The organism is Planctomycetota bacterium, from assembly GCA_039182125.1.
In the GTDB taxonomy this organism is placed as follows: Bacteria; Planctomycetota; Phycisphaerae; order Tepidisphaerales; family Tepidisphaeraceae; genus JBCDCH01.
Window position 1 is genome coordinate 73,755 of sequence record JBCDCH010000004.1, and the last position, 20,793, is coordinate 94,547.

General features: G+C 64.1%; 13 protein-coding genes. 10 read left to right on the forward strand and 3 right to left on the reverse strand.

Annotation, left to right across the window (positions count from 1 at the left end):
* The first annotated feature begins 116 nt into the window (after window positions 1–116).
* From AAGD32_01880 to AAGD32_01895, 4 genes are all read left to right on the forward strand, one after another.
* The gene (locus AAGD32_01880) at window positions 117–2,258 is read left to right on the forward strand and encodes a lectin-like protein (protein ID MEM8872983.1); all 2,142 of its coding nucleotides are present in this window, start codon (window positions 117–119) and stop codon (window positions 2,256–2,258) included.
* 29 nt (window positions 2,259–2,287) lie between these two features.
* Window positions 2,288–2,632 (forward strand): cupin domain-containing protein, encoded by a 345-nt coding sequence (locus AAGD32_01885; GenBank protein ID MEM8872984.1) that lies wholly within the window; start codon window positions 2,288–2,290, stop codon window positions 2,630–2,632.
* A gap of 119 nt (window positions 2,633–2,751) precedes the next feature.
* On the forward strand, window positions 2,752–3,741 hold the full coding sequence (locus AAGD32_01890; protein MEM8872985.1) for an ABC transporter ATP-binding protein: 990 nt from the start codon (window positions 2,752–2,754) through the stop codon (window positions 3,739–3,741).
* On the forward strand, window positions 3,738–4,913 hold the full coding sequence (locus AAGD32_01895; GenBank protein ID MEM8872986.1) for a hypothetical protein: 1,176 nt from the start codon (window positions 3,738–3,740) through the stop codon (window positions 4,911–4,913). Before AAGD32_01890 ends, AAGD32_01895 begins: the two co-directional genes overlap by 4 nt.
* A gap of 135 nt (window positions 4,914–5,048) precedes the next feature.
* Here the strand turns inward: AAGD32_01895 and AAGD32_01900 are convergent, their stop codons facing one another.
* Window positions 5,049–11,198, reverse strand: a complete 6,150-nt coding sequence (locus AAGD32_01900) for a hypothetical protein (protein ID MEM8872987.1) — start codon at window positions 11,196–11,198, stop codon at window positions 5,049–5,051.
* A 530-nt stretch (window positions 11,199–11,728) separates the two neighbouring features.
* On the opposite strand from AAGD32_01900, the gene gatC reads away from it, so the two are divergent.
* The 3 genes from gatC to AAGD32_01915 all read left to right on the forward strand — a co-directional run bounded on the left by gatC (window position 11,729) and on the right by AAGD32_01915 (window position 13,803).
* Window positions 11,729–12,061 (forward strand): Asp-tRNA(Asn)/Glu-tRNA(Gln) amidotransferase subunit GatC, encoded by a 333-nt coding sequence (gene gatC / locus AAGD32_01905; protein ID MEM8872988.1) that lies wholly within the window; start codon window positions 11,729–11,731, stop codon window positions 12,059–12,061.
* A 93-nt stretch (window positions 12,062–12,154) separates the two neighbouring features.
* On the forward strand, window positions 12,155–13,630 hold the full coding sequence (gene gatA, locus AAGD32_01910) for an Asp-tRNA(Asn)/Glu-tRNA(Gln) amidotransferase subunit GatA (protein ID MEM8872989.1): 1,476 nt from the start codon (window positions 12,155–12,157) through the stop codon (window positions 13,628–13,630).
* A complete protein-coding gene (locus tag AAGD32_01915) occupies window positions 13,630–13,803 on the forward strand; it encodes a hypothetical protein (GenBank protein MEM8872990.1) in 174 nt (57 codons plus the stop codon). Before gatA ends, AAGD32_01915 begins: the two co-directional genes overlap by 1 nt.
* A 54-nt stretch (window positions 13,804–13,857) precedes the next feature.
* On the opposite strand, the gene AAGD32_01920 is transcribed toward AAGD32_01915, so the two are convergent.
* The gene (locus AAGD32_01920) at window positions 13,858–14,232 is read right to left on the reverse strand and encodes a nuclear transport factor 2 family protein (GenBank protein ID MEM8872991.1); all 375 of its coding nucleotides are present in this window, start codon (window positions 14,230–14,232) and stop codon (window positions 13,858–13,860) included.
* 171 nt (window positions 14,233–14,403) lie between these two features.
* On the opposite strand from AAGD32_01920, the gene AAGD32_01925 reads away from it, so the two are divergent.
* The 3 genes from AAGD32_01925 to AAGD32_01935 all read left to right on the forward strand — a co-directional run bounded on the left by AAGD32_01925 (window position 14,404) and on the right by AAGD32_01935 (window position 19,750).
* The gene (locus AAGD32_01925; GenBank protein ID MEM8872992.1) at window positions 14,404–16,629 is read left to right on the forward strand and encodes a peptidylprolyl isomerase; all 2,226 of its coding nucleotides are present in this window, start codon (window positions 14,404–14,406) and stop codon (window positions 16,627–16,629) included.
* A 217-nt stretch (window positions 16,630–16,846) separates the two neighbouring features.
* On the forward strand, window positions 16,847–18,127 hold the full coding sequence (locus AAGD32_01930) for a calcium-binding protein (GenBank protein MEM8872993.1): 1,281 nt from the start codon (window positions 16,847–16,849) through the stop codon (window positions 18,125–18,127).
* A gap of 33 nt (window positions 18,128–18,160) precedes the next feature.
* On the forward strand, window positions 18,161–19,750 hold the full coding sequence (locus AAGD32_01935) for a calcium-binding protein (protein ID MEM8872994.1): 1,590 nt from the start codon (window positions 18,161–18,163) through the stop codon (window positions 19,748–19,750).
* Between the two features lie 6 nt (window positions 19,751–19,756).
* Here AAGD32_01935 and AAGD32_01940 read toward each other — a convergent pair whose 3' ends face one another.
* The gene (locus AAGD32_01940) at window positions 19,757–20,788 is read right to left on the reverse strand and encodes a chemotaxis response regulator protein-glutamate methylesterase (GenBank protein ID MEM8872995.1); all 1,032 of its coding nucleotides are present in this window, start codon (window positions 20,786–20,788) and stop codon (window positions 19,757–19,759) included.
* Window positions 20,789–20,793: the final 5 nt, after the last annotated feature.

Sequence of the window (20,793 nt, forward strand, 5' to 3'; positions counted from 1 at the left end):
CCAGTTGGCTGACCGTCATGATCGGAGTGGCGCGCATTAACGCGCGTCAACTCCGCATGATTTCGTTGTGATGCGGGTGCAACTTCGCGGCACAATGCGGCGTCCCTGAGTTGTCCATGAAGTATCGCCGCGCCGATCTGTACCGTTGTATCGCCGAAACCCTCGAATCGCGCCGGCTGCTTTCGGGTGGCGGCTCATCCGAGTTCGACTCGATCGCCGAAGCGACCGACCTCGGGGCGGCGTTAGGCGTCCGCTACGCCGATGGCGATCTTGCATCGTCCGATGATGTGGATGTGTTTCGGATCGAACTGGCGAGCGGCCAGACGATCGACGCGTACCTCGCACTCGAGGAACCACCCGCCGGCCCGGTCGACGGGCTGGTGCGGTTGCACGACGCGACGGGTGTCGTCGTCGCGACCGGAAGCGATGCGTTGCACCCGACCGGTGACTTGGTCAACACCGAGTTGACCTTCACCGCGCCTTCCGCCGGGTCTTACTACCTGTCGGTCGCTGCCGCTGGGAACAACACGTTCGACCTCACCACCGGCGACGGCGACACCGCGGGCACGACGCCCGGCGGGTCGGTCGCTGCGGGGGAGTACCGAGTGCTCGTCTTCGCCGGTGCCGGCATCCCCGCCACCGCGGGCAATGGGCACTACTACGGCCTGACCAACTACGGCACATGGTCCGACGCACAAGCCGAGGCCGTCGCGGCCGGCGGGCAGTTGCTCGCGATCGACTCCGCCGCCGAGCAGGATTTCATCCAGCAAACTTTCCTGAGCCCGAACGTGGCCACCCCGATCGGCGGCGACAATCCGAACATCTTCTGGACCGGTCTGAACGACGCCGCCGTGGAAGGCGCATTTGCATGGACGGCCAACGCACCCGTGGCTTACACCAACTGGGAACCGACCGAGCCCAACGACCAACAGGACGTCGGCGGCGAGGACCACGGCGTGCTCAACTGGCACTGGGCGCAGTGGCGTTCCAACGCCGGCTACACCACGTCGCCCATTCCCGGGAGTTGGAACGACGTGCCGAACACGGGCAACAACCTCACCGGCACCGACCAAGCCAGTGCCGCCGAGAACTATCGCGGCATCATCGAGTTCGAAACGCTGCCGACCGGATTCGCCGGGCCTTTGTTCCAATGGACCGGCACCTCGCCCAACGCCGTCCCGGCCCTCCGCTATGTCAACGGCGGCGCACTCAACCCCGGCGAAACGCCCCGCGTCGGCAACGGCACCCACTTCGGCTCCATCGCCGTTGGCGAAACCGGCCACCTGCGGCGCTACGTCATCGACAACGCCAGCAACGATGCCGCCATCGCTCGCAACCTTGTTCTGCCCGACGGGTTCGTTGCGTTCGACAACAACGCCAACGCACTCGCCGGGGAAGGCCTAGTCATCCCCACCGGCGGCGTGCTCGGGTTCACGCTGCAGATGCAGTCCGACGCGCTCGGCGTTGCAACCGGCACGGTCGCGTTCGAGGTGATCGTCGGCGAAAACACGTTCGCCCAAGTCGCCGACACGGCCGCGTTCGACATCGCCGCGCGGGTCGTCGAGCACCAAACCACGCAACTCATCGGCAACATCCTCTACGTCCACGGCACGCCCGACGGTGACAACATCGAGGTCGAGCCGCGGGCGGACTTCGACACCGTCACCTCCCGGCTCGACGGCGACACCTTCGGCATCAAAGACCTCGCCGACATCGGCCGTATCGAGGTATACACCTACGGCGGCGACGACATCGTCACCCGGCCTGGCGTCGGCATCCCGACCTACGTCTTCGGCGGCGACGGGGACGACTCGCTGATCGGCGGCAGCGGCATCGACACCCTCTCGGGCGGTGCGGGCAAGAACACCCTCCGTGGCGGCAACGGCGACGACCGCATTAACGGCTCCAACGGCCGGGACTTTCTTTTCGGCGATGACGGCGACGACCGTCTTTACGGTCGCGGCGGCAACGACGACCTCCACGGCGGCGCGGGCGTCGACCGGCTCTTTGGTGACGAAGAAGGCGGTCCCTACGGGGACGACAAACTCTACGGCGGCAGCTCCAACGACAAGCTCTACGGGCGCAGCGGCAACGACCAACTCTTCGGCCAGGGTCAGGACGACCTCCTCGACGCCGGCCCCGGCGACGACCTGCTCAACGGCGGCACCGACGCCGACACACTCTTCGGCGGCAGCGGCAACGACACCGCCGCAACCGACGCCGCCGACCTCATCGACGGGGTCGAGTCGATCGAGTGACGAGAAGCTCCAATCGCTAGAGTGATTGCATGTACGAGAAGACGACCGACACCGATCAACTTCAGTGGCAACCACTCGACTTCAAGGGCGTGACAATGAAGGTGATGCACCAAGACGAAACAACGGGCGAAATGACCGTCATGACGCGCATCGAAGCCGGCGCGGAGATCCCTCGGCACAAACATACGAAGGCCGCCGAAACGGTGTTCGTTCTCGAAGGCGATTTCATCGAGGACGGTCACAGCTTCCAAAAGGGATCGTTCTTGAGCGATCCGGCCAACAAGTTCCACGGTCCGCACCGCAGCAAGGGTGGATGCACAGTGCTGACGACTTTTTCCGATGAACTGGATTTCGTTCTCGACGAATCTGAGTAGCTCGTGTTACTCGGCACCCCGGCCTGCGATCACGGCATCGGCGAACTATTCACGTAGCTGAAGGTGGCCGGTGGCATCGCCCCTTGTAACTTCCCTGCGATTGTCGCATAACGGTCGGCATGGCCGGTGAGCTTGCGATTGATCTACAGAACGTGCGGAAACTGTACCGCGCTGGGTTTCGGCGGAAGGTCGAGGCCCTGCGCGGTGTGGCGATGCGGGTCGGGCGGGGGGAAATCTACGGCCTGCTCGGGCCCAACGGCGCGGGCAAGTCGACGCTCGTCAAATGCATGATGACCGTCGTTCGCCCGACCGCGGCACAAGGCAACGTGCTCGGCGCGCCGCTCGGTGACAAGGCCACGCTCCAACGCGTCGGCTACCTGCCCGAAGCACACCGCTTCCCCGGCTACCTCACCGGCCGAGGGCTGGTCGAGTTCTTCGGCGGACTCCAGGGCATGCCACGTCGGGCCCGCCGCAAACGCGCCGGCGAACTGCTTGACCTGGTCGGCATGAGTGACTGGGGCGACACGCGCATTACCAAATACTCCAAGGGCATGCTCCAGCGCGTCGGCCTCGCGCAGGCGATGGTCGCTGACCCGGACTTGGTCGTGCTCGACGAGCCGACCGACGGCGTTGATCCGGTCGCCCGCCGGCAGATCCGTGATGCCCTGCTGGCCATCCGGGATGCCGGGAAGACGGTCTTTCTCAACAGCCACTTGCTCGGCGAACTCGAAGAACTCTGCGACCGCGTGGGCATCATGGTCGGCGGCGTCATCCACTCCGAAGGCACACCCGACGAACTCGCGCTGGGCAAGGTCTGGTACGAGATCGACGTGGATGAGCCGACGCATCTGGACATGCCGGGACTCAGTTGGACGGATCGAACGCTCCGCGTGGAAGTGACCGACCCGGCGGGCGTCCAACCGGTCATCGACGCGCTGCGTGGTGCCGGCCGGACGATCGTTCGAGTTCAACAGCGGCGCCCGAGTTTGGAAGACCTGTTCATGGAAGCCGTCGGCGAAGGGCCGGGCGCCATGCAGGCGGGGCGACGAAGTGAGACCGCGCCACCACCGCCCATTCCCAACGTTGCTCCCGCGGAGGTGCAGCCATGAGCCAGATCGACTACGCCACGCCCTCAAGGAAGGCGTCTTCCAACGTCCTGTTGACCCAGTCTTTCGCCCTGCTCATCGATGCGTATCGCCAGGTGAACGCGAACAAGCTGTTTTGGGTCACCTTGGCACTTTCGCTGCTCGTCGCGGGTGCGTTCGGTCTTGTCGGCTTCGGCGACGAGGGGATGACGTTACCGTTCTTCGGCCCCGTGCTGCCGCCGGCGGTCTTTGCGTACATCGACAAGGCCACGTTTTACAAACTGATGTTCCTGACGTTCGGTGTGGGCATTTGGCTCACCTGGGCACAGATCATCCTCGCGCTGGTGTCGACCGCGAACATCTTCCCCGACCTCATCAGCGGCGGAAGTGTCGACCTGTATCTGTCCAAGCCGATCGGTCGACTGCGGCTGTTCGTGACGAAGTACATCTTCGGCTTGATGTTCGTCGCATTGCAGGCGACGGCGTTCACACTGGCATCATTCCTCGTGCTCGGGCTGCGCGGCGGCGTCTGGTCGCCGGGCATTTTCCTCGCCGTTCCGGTCGTCACGATTTACTTCAGCTTCCTGTTCTGTGTCCTGGTGCTCATCGGCGTGGTTACACGGTCCGCACTCGCGTCGATTCTTCTGACGATCCTATTGTGGTTCGTGTTGTTTCTGGTGAACGCGACCGAAGCGGGGCTACTCGCCTTCCGTGTCGCGGCCGAACAGCAGGTCGAGCAGATCGATGGGTCGGTCCAACGGATCGACGAGCAGGAAGCCGAGTGGCTTGCCAACCCGGACAAAGCCCCGGGCAAGGTGTTCCAGGAAACGCGGCTCGCGATTCGCGATGGCGAGAAGGAACGACGGGCCGAGGCGGTGGATACCGCCGACAAACTCGTCCTCGCTCACCGCGTCGCCTTCGCGGTGAAAGCACCGTTGCCCAAAACCAGCGAGACGGCCGAACTGATGCGGCGCTGGATCGTCGGCTCGGCCGACCTGGGCGAACTCGAGGAGGCCGCCCAACAACAGGAAGAACGTCGCGGCGGTGGGCTTGATCCCGGTGACCCAAGCGTCCAGCTCGAGCTGCGTGAACGGTTCGATGATCGCTCGGCATTGTTCGTGCTCGGCACTTCGCTCGGATTCGAGGCCATCGTCGTGCTGCTCGCCGCATGGATCTTCGCCCGGCGAGACTATTGAGCTTATTCCGCAACGCCCCTTCACTCTCACCACGGGGCTCCTGTCGACACGAGGGCGAGTACACATAAAACCACGGCGGTTGTGTGCCTGGCACACAACCGCCGTGTTGGTTTGGGTTGAGAACGGATCGCCCGGTTACCGGATGATCACTCGACCGAAGACCGTGCCACCGATGTCGATCTGATCGAAGCCACCGGCGACGATCTGGCTTTCGGTTTCCACATCCTCACCGATGAAGAGGTTGTCAATCGTGCCGTCGGTGATCAGCGAGGCTCCCGTGCGGACGTCGCGTCCGATGGAGAGGGTGCCGATACCGCCGCGTCGAACACGGATGTTGTCCGACGTCAGGTTGCCCGCGATAGTCAACGATTCCAGGCCGGCGTTAGTCACGATCTGGCCGTTGAGGTTACCGCCGATGGAGACGGTACCGATGCGACCATCGGGGCCGTCGGCGAACAACTGGCTGTTCTTGTCGAGGCTCGCCCCGATCGAGAGGCTTCGGGTGAAGCCGCTCACGCGGAAGTCGGAGAACGTGACGTTTTCGCCGATGTCGAACTCGCGAACACCACCGGCGGTGACGTTGGTGTTATCGACGTCGGCACCGGTCGTGATGCTGCCGATGAAGTTGCCCGCGAAGACACGGCTGATGAAATCAGCAACACGCGGCTGTGCGAGTGTAGCCGAACCGCGGATGGCGAAGCCGGACACTTCGCCGATGTCACGGCCGGTGACGATTTGAACTTCCTTGAGCAGACCCGCAGCCGTGCGCTCACCGCCGAACGGCTTGTTGTTGCTGACGAACAGGGCCGCGTTGAGGTCATTGACCGCGTTCACCGGCTTGCCGCTGAACAGGTCGATCTCGCTGAAGCCCGACTGCCGCACCGACGAAGTGAAGCTCGTCGAAGGCAGCGACGTGCCATCGCCGGTCGCCACGACCGAACTGATGTCCTGACCACCGAGAATGTCGACACCGCGGAGGCCGTAACCACCGGCAACGATCGAGGAGATGTTGCTGTCGCCTTCGCTCTGGATTCGGCTGTTGATGATGCCGAAGCCGTCAGGAACGCTGATGCTACCGATATCGCTGGTACGGAACTGGGCACCGATGATACCGCCGTTGCCAGTGATATTGATGTTGTCGATCTCGGTGACCGGCCGCTCGGAAGAATCGAATAGGCTCGGATCAGCACCGGTCACGTTCACCGGACCGTTGGATGCGGCCGCGCCAAACTCCGAACCGAAGTCGAAGTTGTTACCGGCAAAGGTAAGCGAGACGGGATCGCGTGAGCCGCCCGTGACGGCGATGTCCGCGTCGATGATCGCGCCGTTGGCGAGGCTGATGGTGCCGATGCCTTGGTTCGAGATGATGTCACCACGGATGTCGGAGCCTTCACCGTTGTTCTCGACAAAGTCGATAATACCACGGGCATAAAGGCCGGTTTCGTTGGTGACGCCGGTCCCGGAGTAACCAATACCTTCACCGATGTTGACATCGCGGAGCTGGCCGTAACCGGGCAACAGGAGCTGCTGCGTCCCGTTGTCGACGAACGCAACTACAACCCCGACGATACCCTCGAAGACGTCCGGATCATCAACGCCGTCACTGTTTGCGACGATCGTCTGGATCGATCCGGTGACTTCGTCATCGGTGGCCGAGACAGTCGGCGGGAAGAAGCCCAGGGCTTGGAGTTCCTGAATAATGTCGGCGTCGGTCACGATGTCGCCGATACGGCCGCGAGCCATAATGTCCACGGCCTCACCGATGTAGAGACCCGTGCTGAACTCGTTGGCGTTGAGCGAAACCGGGTCACTGAAGAGCACACGCTGCGGATCGATGCGAGTTCCGGTCGAGGATTTGGCGAAGCCGATGTCCACGCCAGCGATCTGGCCGAAGCTCGTACCCGTGACGGTCGCAAGTTCGCCAGCGGTGTTGTTGACCAACCGGTTGATCTCGTGGCCGTTGAACTGCAGGACGTCGATATTCGTGCCGTTGAGCAGGACGGACGTCTCGGCGGCCAGCGCCGCCGGCCCGTCTTCCACGGCGAAGGGGAACAGCGCGAGATCAAGCCCGCGGACGTTGGACGAGAGAGCAGGGTCGAGGTCGGCTTCGGTGAAACCGGTCGGTGCCGGCCCGTCGAACTGGAACAACGGGGCGACTAGATCACCTTCAACGATGATGCCGCCGTCGTCTCCATCGTCGCCGTCACCACCATCATCACCGCCCACGACTCCACCGCCGACACCGCCACTGGCACCGGGGCCGAACCCGCTACCGCCGCCGAAACCACCACCGGAGCCGGGGCCAAAGCCCGTGCCACCGCCGGTGCCGCCACCAGCACCCGGACCGAAGCCGCCGCCGACTCCGCCGCCGCTGACAGGGGCACCGCCGCCATCGAGACCGCCACCGTCCAAGCCACCGTCGTCACCATCATCGGTGTCATCGCCCGCACCCGGGACGTTGCCGTCCGCATCGACAAACAGCACTGGCGTGGTGCCGACGTAGTCCCGGATATCGATGAATCCGATCTCGACCGTCGAGTCTCTCCGGGTGTCCGCATCGATGGTGATCGAGCCGTCGGAGACGATGTCGAGCGTGACGACACCACCACCGGGGCCGAAGGCCGCGTTACCGCGAATCGGAAGCGTCCGAATTTGGAGCGTGTTGCCGAGAGGCGAAGTGATGCCATCGACGAAATCGGTCGGAGTCACGGTGAACTCCGTGCCGGAATCGTCGGTGAGCGTCACCGGTGTGCCGGCTTCGGTGGTCACAAACTCGGGGATGCCACCACCGAAGAACGGATCACGGAAAGCAATACCGGCACGGATATAGCGGACGTTTCCGCCAGGACCAGTGGAGAAGATCGGGCCGCCGAAGTTCGCCGAACCCATCTGGCCGGCGACATCGACCAGGTCGATCACACCGTCGTCGCCGGAGGCGTCAACGTTGACCGCGAAAACCGGGTTCCACGGCACGACCATGTCACCGGCACGCACCACGCCGATCGATCCATCGGCTATCAGGGCCGCGCCCAAAGTGCCGTTGGTCTCGACGTACTGGAAGTCTCCGCCGATCGAGAACGATTCGTCGAAGCCTTGGAAGCTGTCGATCAGACCATCGATGTTGAACGCGAGGAACGTGTCGGCAAATAGCCGACCGACACTGCCTGCCGGCACGAAGATGTTGGGCTGCCGAGACAGGAAAGTTCCGTCGTCTTCGCCGATCTGTGTCGCGTCCAGTTCGCGGAGGTTGCCGTCGAGAACGGTGAGGTCGCGCGTGCCGAGGATGTTCTCGTTGATGATCCGACCACCCGCGTTGGCACGCAGGGTGCCGAGGTCACCGTTGTCGACCGTGAGACCGAGCGGCTGGTTGTTGATCAGCTGTGCCTGGGTCTGGAAGAGAATGTCACCCTCGGCAATGACGCCGCCCAATGCCAAGTCGGCGACCTCGGCGATTGTCAGCGTGTAACCCAACTCCCCGCCGACAAGGAACGATCCGACATCGCCGAGCTGATCCCCGGAAACCACGCTGGCACCGACCAGCTCGAAGCCGACGCCGAAGTAGTAGGTGCCAGGGAGCTCGGTGGTGAACGCGAACGTGCTGTCGGAATAGAAGATGTCTTTTCGCCCGAAGGAGAAAGTGGTTGCCCGTTCCACGAGGCCGTTGGCAACGTCCGTCGCATTGGACGCAACGATCACGCCGTTGGGGTCGAAGACCGCCACGGCCGCCGGGATAACGGACGTGGACAACGCAAACTCGACGGTCTGCCCCGCGAGCAACGGAACGGCGTAGAAGTCGACCTCGTCGGTTTCGTTGATGGTATCGAGCGAGCCATCGACACGGACCGCGTCGCCCTCGCCGAGTGAGTCGACGAAGCCGCTGCCCAGGAACTGAGCGGTTTCAAACGTGTCGTTGGTGACGATGGGCTCGGGCAGCAGGCCAGCGGCAAACGCCGAGATGACGTCGTCGTTGTCCTCCGTGCGGAACTCCAACTCGTCGGTGTTGGTCGTCAGGCCGGGCGTGCCCGGATCGGACAGGACCAGACCCGTGGCCCGCACACCACCGGTGAGCGAGCGGATCTGACCCACACTGCCGCTGACGGCGAGGTCAAAGCCGGAGTTGTAGTTGTCGAAGTTGCCCTGAACAGTGCCAATGGCGTCGTTGACGATGAGGTTTCGAAGATCGCCGTTGATGGCGAAGTTGTCGACGAGGTTCAGGTCAGGACTGGCGATGGAACCAGCTTCGACGCCGTTGAGTTCTCCGGTGAGCAACGCGCCGGCGTAGAAGGTGTCGACCGACCCGTCGATGTCGACGCGGCCCGACACGGTGCCTGCAATGGAGATCTTGCCGAAGTCGCCGACGCCATAGACGCCTGGGTTCACGAACTCAGCCCCGCCCAGGTCGACGGTCGGCGGGATGAACATGTCCAGCGTGTCGCGATCGAGCGTGAGGACCGGGACGTTTTCACGATCGCCTTGCACCTCGGTCAGACCGATGAAGACGCCACCCGTTCCGCCGGCCGGGCTGATGGTGAGATCCTCGCCATCAATGTCCTGGACATCGAAGGAGCCGGCGCTGCCGTCGAACGGCTGGATTTCGCGGAAGATCGGCCCCTCATCATCGTCTGGGTCGAACACCGAGATGGTGACTACGCTTTCTGGATCGTCACTGGTCAGCACGGTCATGTAGAGCGAGCTCTGAGCAAACCGCTGCCGGGTGTCGACGTAGAGCAACTCGTCGGTACCGAAGTCGGTACCCATGAACGCACCGCGAATCGTGTTGTTGGACGGGTCAGCGTCGAACCGCTCTTGGAGGAACGGGTTGAGTGCGGCACTGTTCCAGGTGATGTCACCGATCTCCGCTCCACGGGCCGCGCCCAGATCGACGCCGCCGACAACCGCGTTGCCATCGGGATCCTCGAGCTGACCAAAGCTGGCCGAACGGGCGAAGCCACCCAGGACGGCCCCGGGCACGTCATTGATCCCGGTCCGGATGCGGATCAACTCGTTGTCGGTCGTCACCGCAAAGATGAACGAGGGCTCACCGGGAATGATTTCCAGGGTGATCACCTCATCGACGAGTTCGAGATCGCCACCGGTGCCCAAAAGCGGGCTCGTTTCCGGCGTGACCACCTGAATGATGTCGCTGAAGTCGTAGTCGTCCGTGTTGTTCGGGCTGACGAACCAGTAGCCGATCTCGGTGGCATCGGCGGTTTGATCGCCGGCGACAAAGCTGGCGCCCACCTCACCGAAAACCGCCAATGAGCCGGTGTCGCTGAACGCGATCCCGTCGATCCGCACGGGAGCACCGCCGCCGAACGTGTTGAACTCGCCCGGCTGGGCGGTGAGGGTTTCGGCGTTGAGATCGTAAGCGAAAAGGAACGGCACATCGACGTCAGTTGGCGTGCCATCGTCGCCGGCGCGGACGACCGTCACCGTCGCGGCGAAGTACAGCGTCCCCGGATCGTTCGGGTCGAAGTCCGCACCGATGACCGACATCTCGAAATCGGCGGCGACACTTTGCGGCGCGGGGTTGTTGAACGGATCAAGCCGGTTGGCCAACGCCACGGCAACCCGGTCGCGGAAGCCGTAATCACCCAGCCCAAGCGGCGCCACCGCTCCAGGGTCCGCACCCAGAAGAATGGTCTCGCCAGTACCACGGTCGACCGACGCAATGTAAAGCTGGCTGACCTCGTCATCGCCGATGGCGAGCGGGTTGTCGAACACGGCGTAGGTCGCACCGCTCGGGCTGGCAGCGAGGCCACCGATTTCGAGGTCCTGACGCGGTGCCCCAATAAACGTCTCGTCGAAGAACCCGTTGTCGCCAGTGATCGACATGAAGCTGGCGGGGGCAAACTCAAGCGGGACACCGGGATTGACGGCTTGACCGGCGGTCACCACGCCACGCAGCCCGAGTCCGCCTAGAATTTCGCGGTTCCCGGCGGGGGAGATGATGGTGCCACTCAGATCGTTGGCCTGTGACAAGCCGAACTCGTCGATGGTCGCACCGATGAGCGTTGTCGTCGCCTCGCCCTCGACGGTGACGCGGATGGCGTTGTCGTTGGCGTCGGTGAACTCGAACGTTTCGCTGGAGCCGATCGTGGCCAAGAGGCGACGCTCTTCGAGCCGTTCGGTAAGCGCGGGCGCACGCTTGGGAGTCTCGGCCGACCGGGACACGCCCAGCGGCGAGGTGCCCAACGTGGCGCGGGCCGCGCGGGAAATCGCCCGGCGGAACCGGCTGCGGGAGGTCGAGGAGACGGATTGATTCGGTAATACTTCTTGGCTCATCGCGGTCTACTTTGGAGGAACAATCGGGGTGGCCCGTCGGGCGGGCCGTAAATCCTTAAATGGTTACCTCGTCACGCCCTACATACGGCGATCGTCGAGGCCTTGCTGTACAACCGGACCAACAGGGCGGGCATCCATTCCGCTGCAACCAAGAGGCACGAACGGTCGCGAAACGCTGATTCCAGCATTTACGTGCCCGCCGGCACCGCACTCATTGCAGTCGGGCCATCATCGGTGACCCTGTCGCCTTGTCAATCCACCGCCACCGCTTCGCCAAGCGCCACAACCCCCTTGCAGCGCCCGGCAACGCGATCACGGCAATACAGCCGTGCGAAACCCACCCGAAAACCGACCCCGCACGTCTGATAATTCATCGGACGCCCATCGGAGTATCGGCGTGGGTATCGCCACGTCGTTCTGACGCCGCCCACGACACGATGTTTCACGCGAACCGGAATCTTGCGCGAACGTCTCCAGTCCACTTCAATCTTCCGCTTCACTTCACCCGCCGCAACGGCTACAAACTGCCCATGCCCGATGACGCTCCCGACAGCGCCAAGCTCGATGACGACGCCGTCCGCCATGTGGCCAAGCTCGCCCGCCTCGACATCGCCGATACCGACGTGCATCGCATCTCCGAACAGCTCACCGGCATCCTGGCCTACGTCAGCAAGATCGCCGAGGTCGACACCGAAGGCGTCGAGCCGGTCGCGCATGCCGTGCCGATGGAGAACGTCCTGCGCGAGGACAAGGTCGGCCCGATGCTCAGTGTCGAGCAGGCCCTGCAGAACGCCCCGGACAAGGAGCCGCCGTTCTTCAAGGTACCCAAGGTCATCGGCGGCGACGAGGACAGCGCCGGCTAACACCGGCATTTGAGACTGCAGATTTGAGATTTCAGACTCGGAATCTGCAAACGTGACTGTGTTCCGCTCTGAAATCTGAAATCTCAAATCCCCATGCTCTCGCACGACACCATCGCCGCGGCCCGCAGTGCCATTCTTCGTAAGGACGTGTCCGCGTCGGATCTGGCCCGGCAGGCGATCGCGCGGATCGAGGCGCTGAATCCCGAGATCAACGCGTTCAACAGCCACGACGCCGCCCGGGCACTGCAAGTCGCCAACGACGTGGACGAAGGCCGCATCGACGGGCCGCTCGCCGGTGTGCCGATCGCGCTCAAGGACAACCTCTGCACCACCTGGGGCACCACCACCTGCTCCAGCAAGATGCTCGAGAACTTCCACGCGCCCTACGACGCGACGGTGGTGAAGAAGCTCGAAGCGGCCGGGGCGGTGCTGCTGGGCAAGTGCAACCTCGACGAGTTCGCGATGGGCTCTTCGACCGAGAACTCCGCCTTTGGCGTCACGCGCAACCCCTGGGACGCCACCACCGTCCCCGGCGGCAGCTCCGGCGGATCGGCCGCGGCCGTCGCGGCGTCCATGGCCTGCGGCGCACTCGGCTCCGACACCGGCGGCTCCATCCGGCAGCCCGCCGCACTCTGCGGTCTTGTCGGCCTCAAACCCACCTACGGCACCGTCAGCCGCTACGGCTTGGTCGCGTTCGCCTCCTCTCTCGACCAGATCGGTCCGCTGACGTGGACCGTCGAGGACGCGGCGCTGCTCATGAACGCCATCACCGGCCACGACGACCTCGACTCCACCAGCGTCCCGGCCGGCCCGGACCACTACGCCGACGACTACACCAAGGACCTCGACGTCCCGGTCAAGGGGCTGAAGCTCGGCGTGGTGCGTGAGTTCGTCGAACACGAAGGCATCGATCCGGACGTGAAAAAATCGGTCGAAGCCGCGATCGCGATCTACGAGGAGCACGGGGCCGAGATCGTGGATGTAAAGCTACCACACGCCGAGTACGGCATCGCGGCGTACTACATCATCGCCCCGTCTGAAGCCTCCAGTAACCTCGCCCGCTACGACGGCGTTCACTTCGGCCATCGCACAGCGGAGCCGGTCGAGGACATCGTCGAGCTGTTCTCCAAGAGCCGGGCCGAGGGCTTCGGGCCCGAGGTACAACGCAGGATCATGATCGGCACCTACGCCCTCTCATCCGGCTACTACGACGCGTACTACAACCGCGCCTTGAAGCTCCGCGCCAAGATCCGCGGCGGCTTCGACGACGCGTTCAAACAGTGCGACCTGATCCTCACCCCCACCGCCCCGACGCCCGCCTTCAAGATCGGCGAGAAGGCCAACGACCCGCTGGCGATGTACCTCTGCGACATCTTCACCGTCGTGAGCAACATCGCCGGCAACGCCAGCCTGAGCCTCCCCTGCGGCTTCAGCACCGACCCCGAGAAACCCCTCCCCATCGGCCTCCAACTCGTCGGCCCCAACTTCAGCGAAGCCAAGCTACTACGCGTGGCCCGGATGCTGGAAAGCGTCACGGACTACCACAAACGCCGGCCGGTGGTGGCGTAATGGCACGCAAAGACCTTAAACAAGCGGCTGTGTATGCGGTGATCGCCGCTGTGGTGAGCCTTGGCATGTCGCTCGTGCAAGGCCACGGACTTCGCCACACCATTGTGGTGTTGGTCATCGCGATGGTGTTGGGCGCGATCGTCTCCGCTGCTGCTACGGCACTCCGAAAATGAAAGTCGTAGACGCGGTGCAGGCACCGCGGCTACAAAGTGATTTCACTATCGCACTCACCCGCCGTGCCAGTTGATGTACTCGCGCCATGCGACGAATAACCCATCGCGGACCTCGAACACGATCGCGTCGGCGGCGGTTCTCACCTGTCCATCCTCGGCGGCTTCTTCGAGCCAGTGCCATTCGATCACGCCTTTGTTGCCGGCGGTGAGGATCCGCTTGACGTCGATCTCAATTCGGGCCGCGTAGGCGAAGAAGTCGGCGGCGGCTTGGCGGATGGCGGATCGACCGGTGTATGTGGCGACCGGGGAGGTAAAAACCGCGTCCTCGGCGAAACCGGCCGCGACCGCGTCGGCGTCCCGACCGATCCAGGCGGCCCGCTGAGCCAGCAGCAAGCGTTGGATTTCAGATGCGGCGTCGTTGAATCCCATCGCGGAGTTTAATCCTCCTCAAGCCGAACCGGCGCGTGAGGATCGGGGTACGACTTCGACAACGGTGTAACACAAGGGCCCCCGGCGGCGTCTGTGGATTGCCCTGCCCTGCTTGGCCGATAGGCTTACAACCTCTTTATCTCTTGTAACCGCTCCATTTGGACTTTCCTGATGCTTCACTTGCTCCGTAAACGTCGTTCGATCGCCGCCGCTGCCGAGTCGGCACGCCCCGTGATGACCGAACCGCTAGAAGAACGTCGCTTGCTGGCCGCCCCCGAGGTCGGAGCGATTGGTGACTTTTCGCTGCCGGTGGGTCACGCGATCCAGGTACCGGTCAACGGCTTCGACGCCGACGGTGATCCGCTGACCTACTCGGTGACGAGTTCCACCAGCGCGCTGATCCCGGCCTTCCGCAGTCAGGACAACACCTGGGTCGAGATGGACGTGGACGGCTTCGGCACGCTCGTGTTCCAGCTCTTCGACCAGGCGACCCCGCTGACGGTCCAAACCATGCGCGGCTACATCGAGTCGGGCCTGTACGACGGGCTCACCTTCCACCGGATCGTGGCCGACTTCGTCAACCAGGGCGGCGATCCGGCCGGCGACGGCACGGGCGGCGGGCAGTTCACCGACGTGGAGTTCACCGACGAGTTCCAGCCCGAGCTCATCTTCTCCGGCTCCGGTCAGCTCGCCATGGCCAACCGCGGCTTCGACACCAACACCACCCAGTTCTTCATCACCACCGGCGAGACCCGCAGCCTCGACTACAACCACACGATCTGGGGCCAGCTCGTCCGCGGGTTCGACGTGAACGCCGCGATCAACGCGGCGCCGACCGCCGGTGGCACGCCGATCGACGACGTGATCATCTCCGACGTCCGCATCGTCGAGAACACGCAGGACGCCGTGTTGCAGATTCGCTCCGACGGCACGCTCGGCTCCGGTACGCTCACCGTCACCGCCACCGACACCGAGGGCAACCAGACCTCCCGCACGGTCACGGTCAACGTCGAGGAAGACCTCAACCAGTTCAACATCGAGAACGACCAGCCGCCGATCCTCGCGCCGCTCTCCGACTTCCGCTCGGCACCGGGCGAGACGATCATCCTCGACATTCCCGCCTTCGACTTCGAAGGCGACGACTACGACATCGGTGCCCAGTTCGTTACGGCTTTCGATCCCAGCAACGTCCCCGGCAACAGCATCGATCAGATCAACAAGCAGATCAGCCTGACCCCGGCACCGGGATATATCGGGCCCATCGAGATCATCGTCGGTGTGAAGCAGACCGGCACCAGCTCGCGCGGCTCGTCGCAGGCAACGGGGTCGGGCTTCAACATCTTCGACAAGCAGACCATCACCATCGCCATCGGCGACGACGAGGTCAGCGCCACCGGCACGACCGTCAACGCCGTGCCCGGCTCGGCCTTCAGCGGCGTGATCGGCACCTTCACCGACGCCGACCCGACCAGCGCCGCTTCCGACTTCACCGCCCTGATCCGCTGGGGTGATGCCGAAGCCGACGACGCGACCATCATCAAGCGCGGCGACGGCGTCTTCGAAGTCCGCGGCACCCACACCTACGACAACGCCTTTAGCGCCCCCGTCGAGTTCGAGGTCTTCTCCAACGACGGCGCGACCGCCAAGGCGCTCTCCACCATCAACGTCCGCGAAACCACCACCCGGACCGGCTCGTTCGTCCGCATCGACGGCACCGACGGCGACGATGCCATCGACCTCTCGATCGTCGGCCAGAACCTCCGCGTCGACGTCAACGGCAACGTCACGGACTTCCCCTCAGTCGAGATCGGCATCCTCGAAATCCGCGGCTATGACGGTGACGACACCATCACGCTCAACCCGGGCGTCCCCGCCGCCGCGATCGCGGGCGGGGCCGGCAACGACAACGTTACCGGCGGCGACTTCAACGACGCTATCGACGGCGGTGAAGGGGCCGACTTCATCTTTGGTGGCGGCGGCAACGACGTGATCCAGGGTAACGAAGGCTCCGACACGCTCAGCGGCGGTGCCGGCAAGAACACCCTCAACGGCAACGAGGGCCCCGACCGCGTCAACGGCTCGGGCGGCCGCGATCTGCTCTTCGGCGGTGCCGACGACGACCGGCTTTACGGTCGGGGCGGCGACGATACCCTCGACGGCGGCGGCGGCGTGGATCGACTCTTCGGCGATGAACTCGCTGGTCCGTTCGGCGACGATGTCCTCATCGGCGGCGGCTCCAACGACAAGCTCTACGGCCGCGGCGGCGACGATGTCTTCTTCGGCAATGCCGGACGCGACCTCCAATGGGGAGGCGATGGTCAGGACATCGCTTTCATCGACGATGATGATGTCACCGACGACCTCGACCTCTTCCGCGAGATCGAGAACATCGCCTGACACCGATCGCATCTTCCAAGCACGGAGCCCACGTCATCATCGGCGTGGGCTTTCCTTTGGGTGAAGCGTCCCCGAACCGGCGGACGCGGACATGACCTCGTCGACGTGGGGACCGATAAAGAATTGGGCCATTCTCGACGATGAAGACGGCTCGGCGATGATTACCGGAATCGAAAGCACCCGATGGCACCGACCACGCTTCGGTACCATGGGACACATGCTCGTCGAACCCCTGCCGCGCCGGTTGCTGCTCTCCGCGACGCCCGAACTCGTCACCGTCAAAGCCGACATCACCAGCGCGACCGGCAACTACGTCGGCGTGCTCGACGGCGAGAGCTACTCCGCCACGATCCCGACGCAGTTGCTCGAGGACGACGTGTTCGATCTCGTCGACGACAACGGTGGGATGCGCATCGCGGACGCGCTGCCGTCCAACGACGCGGGCTATTACTTCGATCAGGTCGGCAACATCCTCGGCACCGACGCCATCCGTCGGCTCGAAGACGCGATCGACGACGAACTCGGCGACCTCACCGACGACATCCCGTTCTTCGATTACGACTTCGACGATCTGCTCGGCGACATCGACATCGACTACACCAAGTTCAGCGACACCAGTGCACGTCTCACCCTCGGTTTCGATACGCCGTTCGACTTGTTCAGCGCGGACGTGACGATCGACTACAACCTCACCTCGCCGACGACGGGCACGGTGTTTCTCGAATCGGACGCGGTAAGCGACCGGCTGTTCGCGAACTTCGAAGTGCTGGGCTTGGCCAACCTGCCCGCCGACGGCGCGGCCGAACTCGTCGGCACCACGCTCTTCGTCAACGGCAGCGCCGACAGCGACACGCTCGACATCTCGGCCAACGGCGAAGCCGTCTTCGTCCAACTCAACGGGCAACCGATCGGGTCGTTCGACCGTCTCGGTATTAACGTCCTCGAGATCAGCGGCGGCGATGGCGACGACACGATCACCCTCGGTGACGCGGTTCCGGCCAGCATCATCAACGGCAAGGCCGGCCACGATGTCATCAACGCCGGCGCCGGCAACGACCAGATCTTCGGCGGCTCGGGCAACGACTACATCTTCGGCAACGACGGCAACGACATCATCTTCGGCGAGGCCGGGCGCGACACCCTCACCGGCGGCGCGGGCAAGAACGTTCTCTTCGGCGGAAGCGACGCCGACCGGCTCAACGGCTCGGGCGGCCGCGATGCCCTCTTCGGCCAGGAAGACGGCGACCGCCTCTACGGCAACGGCGGCAACGACACCCTCGACGGCGGCGGCGGTGTCGACCGTCTCTTCGCCGGCAGCGGCGACGACCTGCTCATCGGCGGCGGCTCCAACGACAAGCTCTACGCCCAAGCCGGCAACGACACCCTCATCGGCAACGCCGGCCGTGACCTCATGAACGGCGGCCCCGGCGACGACACAGCCTTCCTCGACGACGAGAACGATCCGAGCCTGATCGACGAAGTCGAGAATATTCTGTGACACGCGGGTCCGGTTTTCGGTATGCTCGGGCTGATGAGTTCTCCGAACGTTGAATCGCTCGAAGGCCGGCGGTTGTTAGCTGCGGACACGCCGTTGATGGATGATGTCACGATCACCACCACCATCACCGACGCCACCCCAGAGTACGCGCATTTCATCGGGCTGCAGGACGTCGACACGCTCGGCTCACCTCTCAATCGGCGCTTGTACGCCGTCCATGATGGCTTCGTGGTGATGAGCCAGCAGGGGTATCTGGATGTAGACGCGCTGCGTGTCCCGGGCTCGAACCGCTCGATGGGGTATCAGGTCCTGTGGGAGCAACGCGAAGCTGCGCTTCACGGGGACCTGTCGCCAATCGAGCGGGCGGGCGGGGTGGAGGCTTTTGCAGCGCTCACCGACGAGCAGCTGCTGGTCGCGGCGAAGAACATGTCGATGTACTACCGCGCCGCCGACACCGGCGGGCAGCTCGCAACGTACTTCATCGGTGGAGACGAGCTGCAAGTCATTCAGACGATGCGCATGACGAGCACGGCCTCGGCCGAGCTCACCATCGCGGAGTACGGCCGAACAACCAACTACGAGCAAAACGTCATTCTCAGCGCCGACGTGACCTTCAGCGGCGACATCCGGCCCGACGATGCGACGCTCTCCCTGCGCGGCTCGACCCTGTGGATCACCGGCACGCCCGGCGACGACGTGATCGGCATCTCACGCAAGGGGTCGCGCGTTCACGTCAACTTCAATGGCAAAGTCATCAAGTATCCGGCCGAAAAGATCGGGCTGTTCCAGGTCCATGGATTGGCCGGTGATGATTACATCGAGGTCGGCGGTCGGTTGCCCGCGGCCGCACTTGCCGGGGGTAGCGGCAACGACACGCTCCTGGGCGGTGACGGCAACGACGAACTCTCCGGCCAAAGCGAACGCGATCAGCTCTTTGGCCGAGGCGGACGCGATGTGCTCGTCGGCGGCGATGACAATGACCTGCTCGACGGCGGCGCCAACCCCGACCGGCTCTACGCCACCGAGACCGATCCGGCCTACATGACCCTCAAACCTGACCTGTATCCCAGCGGCAGCTTGGACAAGACGATCTTCTGGGATGGCCACGACACCTTACGTGGCGGCGGAGGCAGCGACTTTCTCCGGGGCGGCACCGCACCCGACAGCCTCGAGGGCGGCCCCGGGAACGACCAGATCTGGACCAACGGCGCAGGCTATGCGTACCCGACCCACGGCGTCGCGCTCGACTTCGAACACGATCTGGTCAGCGGCGGATCGGGCAATGACAGCATCCAGGTCGATTCCAACAGCCGAACGATCGTCCCAAACAGCGGCGGCGCTCGGGTCGATGCCGGCGACGGCGACGATCGCATCAGCTCCACAACCAGATACGCCACCCTACGCGGCGGCGCGGGTGACGATTACATCGAAGGAACGAGTTTCAATCTGCTGATCGGGAACGCTGGGGACGACGTTCTCTATTCCTATGAGTCGCAAGGCTCATATGACGATACTTCCGTCGACGGTGGTTCAGGCTTTGACCTTTGGCGATCAGCGACCGTTTACAATGACGCTTTCGTCGCCAGCCGGGACGTCGAGCGTTTCGAGTGGGTTGACGATTGAGCGGCCTCACGCTGCGGCGCGTTGGGAAGCGAGGCGCAGCAGTTCCTCGGCGACGCGTTCGATCGGGACCTGTTTTTCGGCTGCGCCGTTCTTCACGCATTCGCCGGGCATGCCCCAGACGACGCTGGTCTTTTCGTCCTGCACGAGGGTGGCGGCACCGGCGTTCTTCATGGTGAGCAGCCCGGCCGCGCCGTCGGCGCCCATGCCGGTCAACACCGCGCCGATCGCATTGGCACCAGCGTACTTGCCGACGCTGCGGAACAGGCGATCGACGGCCGGCTTCTGGTGGTGCTCTTCGGGGCCATCGACGAGGGTGACGTGGTAACGCGCACCGCTGCGGCGCAGTTCCATGTGGCAGCCCCCCGGCGCGATGAGCACGCGGCCCGGCGCGACGCTGTCGCCGTCGGCCGCTTCCTTGAGTTCGACGGCACACTGTTGGTTGAGCCGGTCGGCGAAGCTGCGCGTGAACGCCGGCGGCATGTGTTGGACGATCACGGTGCCCGGCGCGGTCGCGGGGAAACGGCGCAGCACCTCGGTGAGCGCCCCGACGCCACCGGTACTCGCACCGATGGCGAGCACCTTGTCGGTCGTCTCGGCCATCGCCAATCGCTCAACGCCGGTCACACTCGTTTCACGCTTGCGCACGGCAATCTTCGACGCCCGCTTGACGACGGTCGCGAGCTCCCGGCTCAGGTCGCCGACGCTGAAACTGCCGTCGGGCTTGGCGACGACCTCGACCGCGCCGGCCTCAAGTGCCGCGACGGCCGACCGACTGCTGCGCGTTGTCAGCGAGCTGAGCACGACAACGGGCAAGGGATGGCTGCGCATGAGATGACGCAGAAACGTGATCCCGTCCATCCGCGGCATCTCGACGTCGAGCGTCAACACGTCCGGCTTGTGGTTGGCGATCTGCTGGCGGGCGACGTACGGATCAGGCGCGGCGCCAACAACTTCGATCTCAGGATCGGCCGAAAGCGCACGCGTCAGAATCTGCCGTACGACCGCGGAGTCGTCGACGATAAGTACACGAATGGGCATGGCGG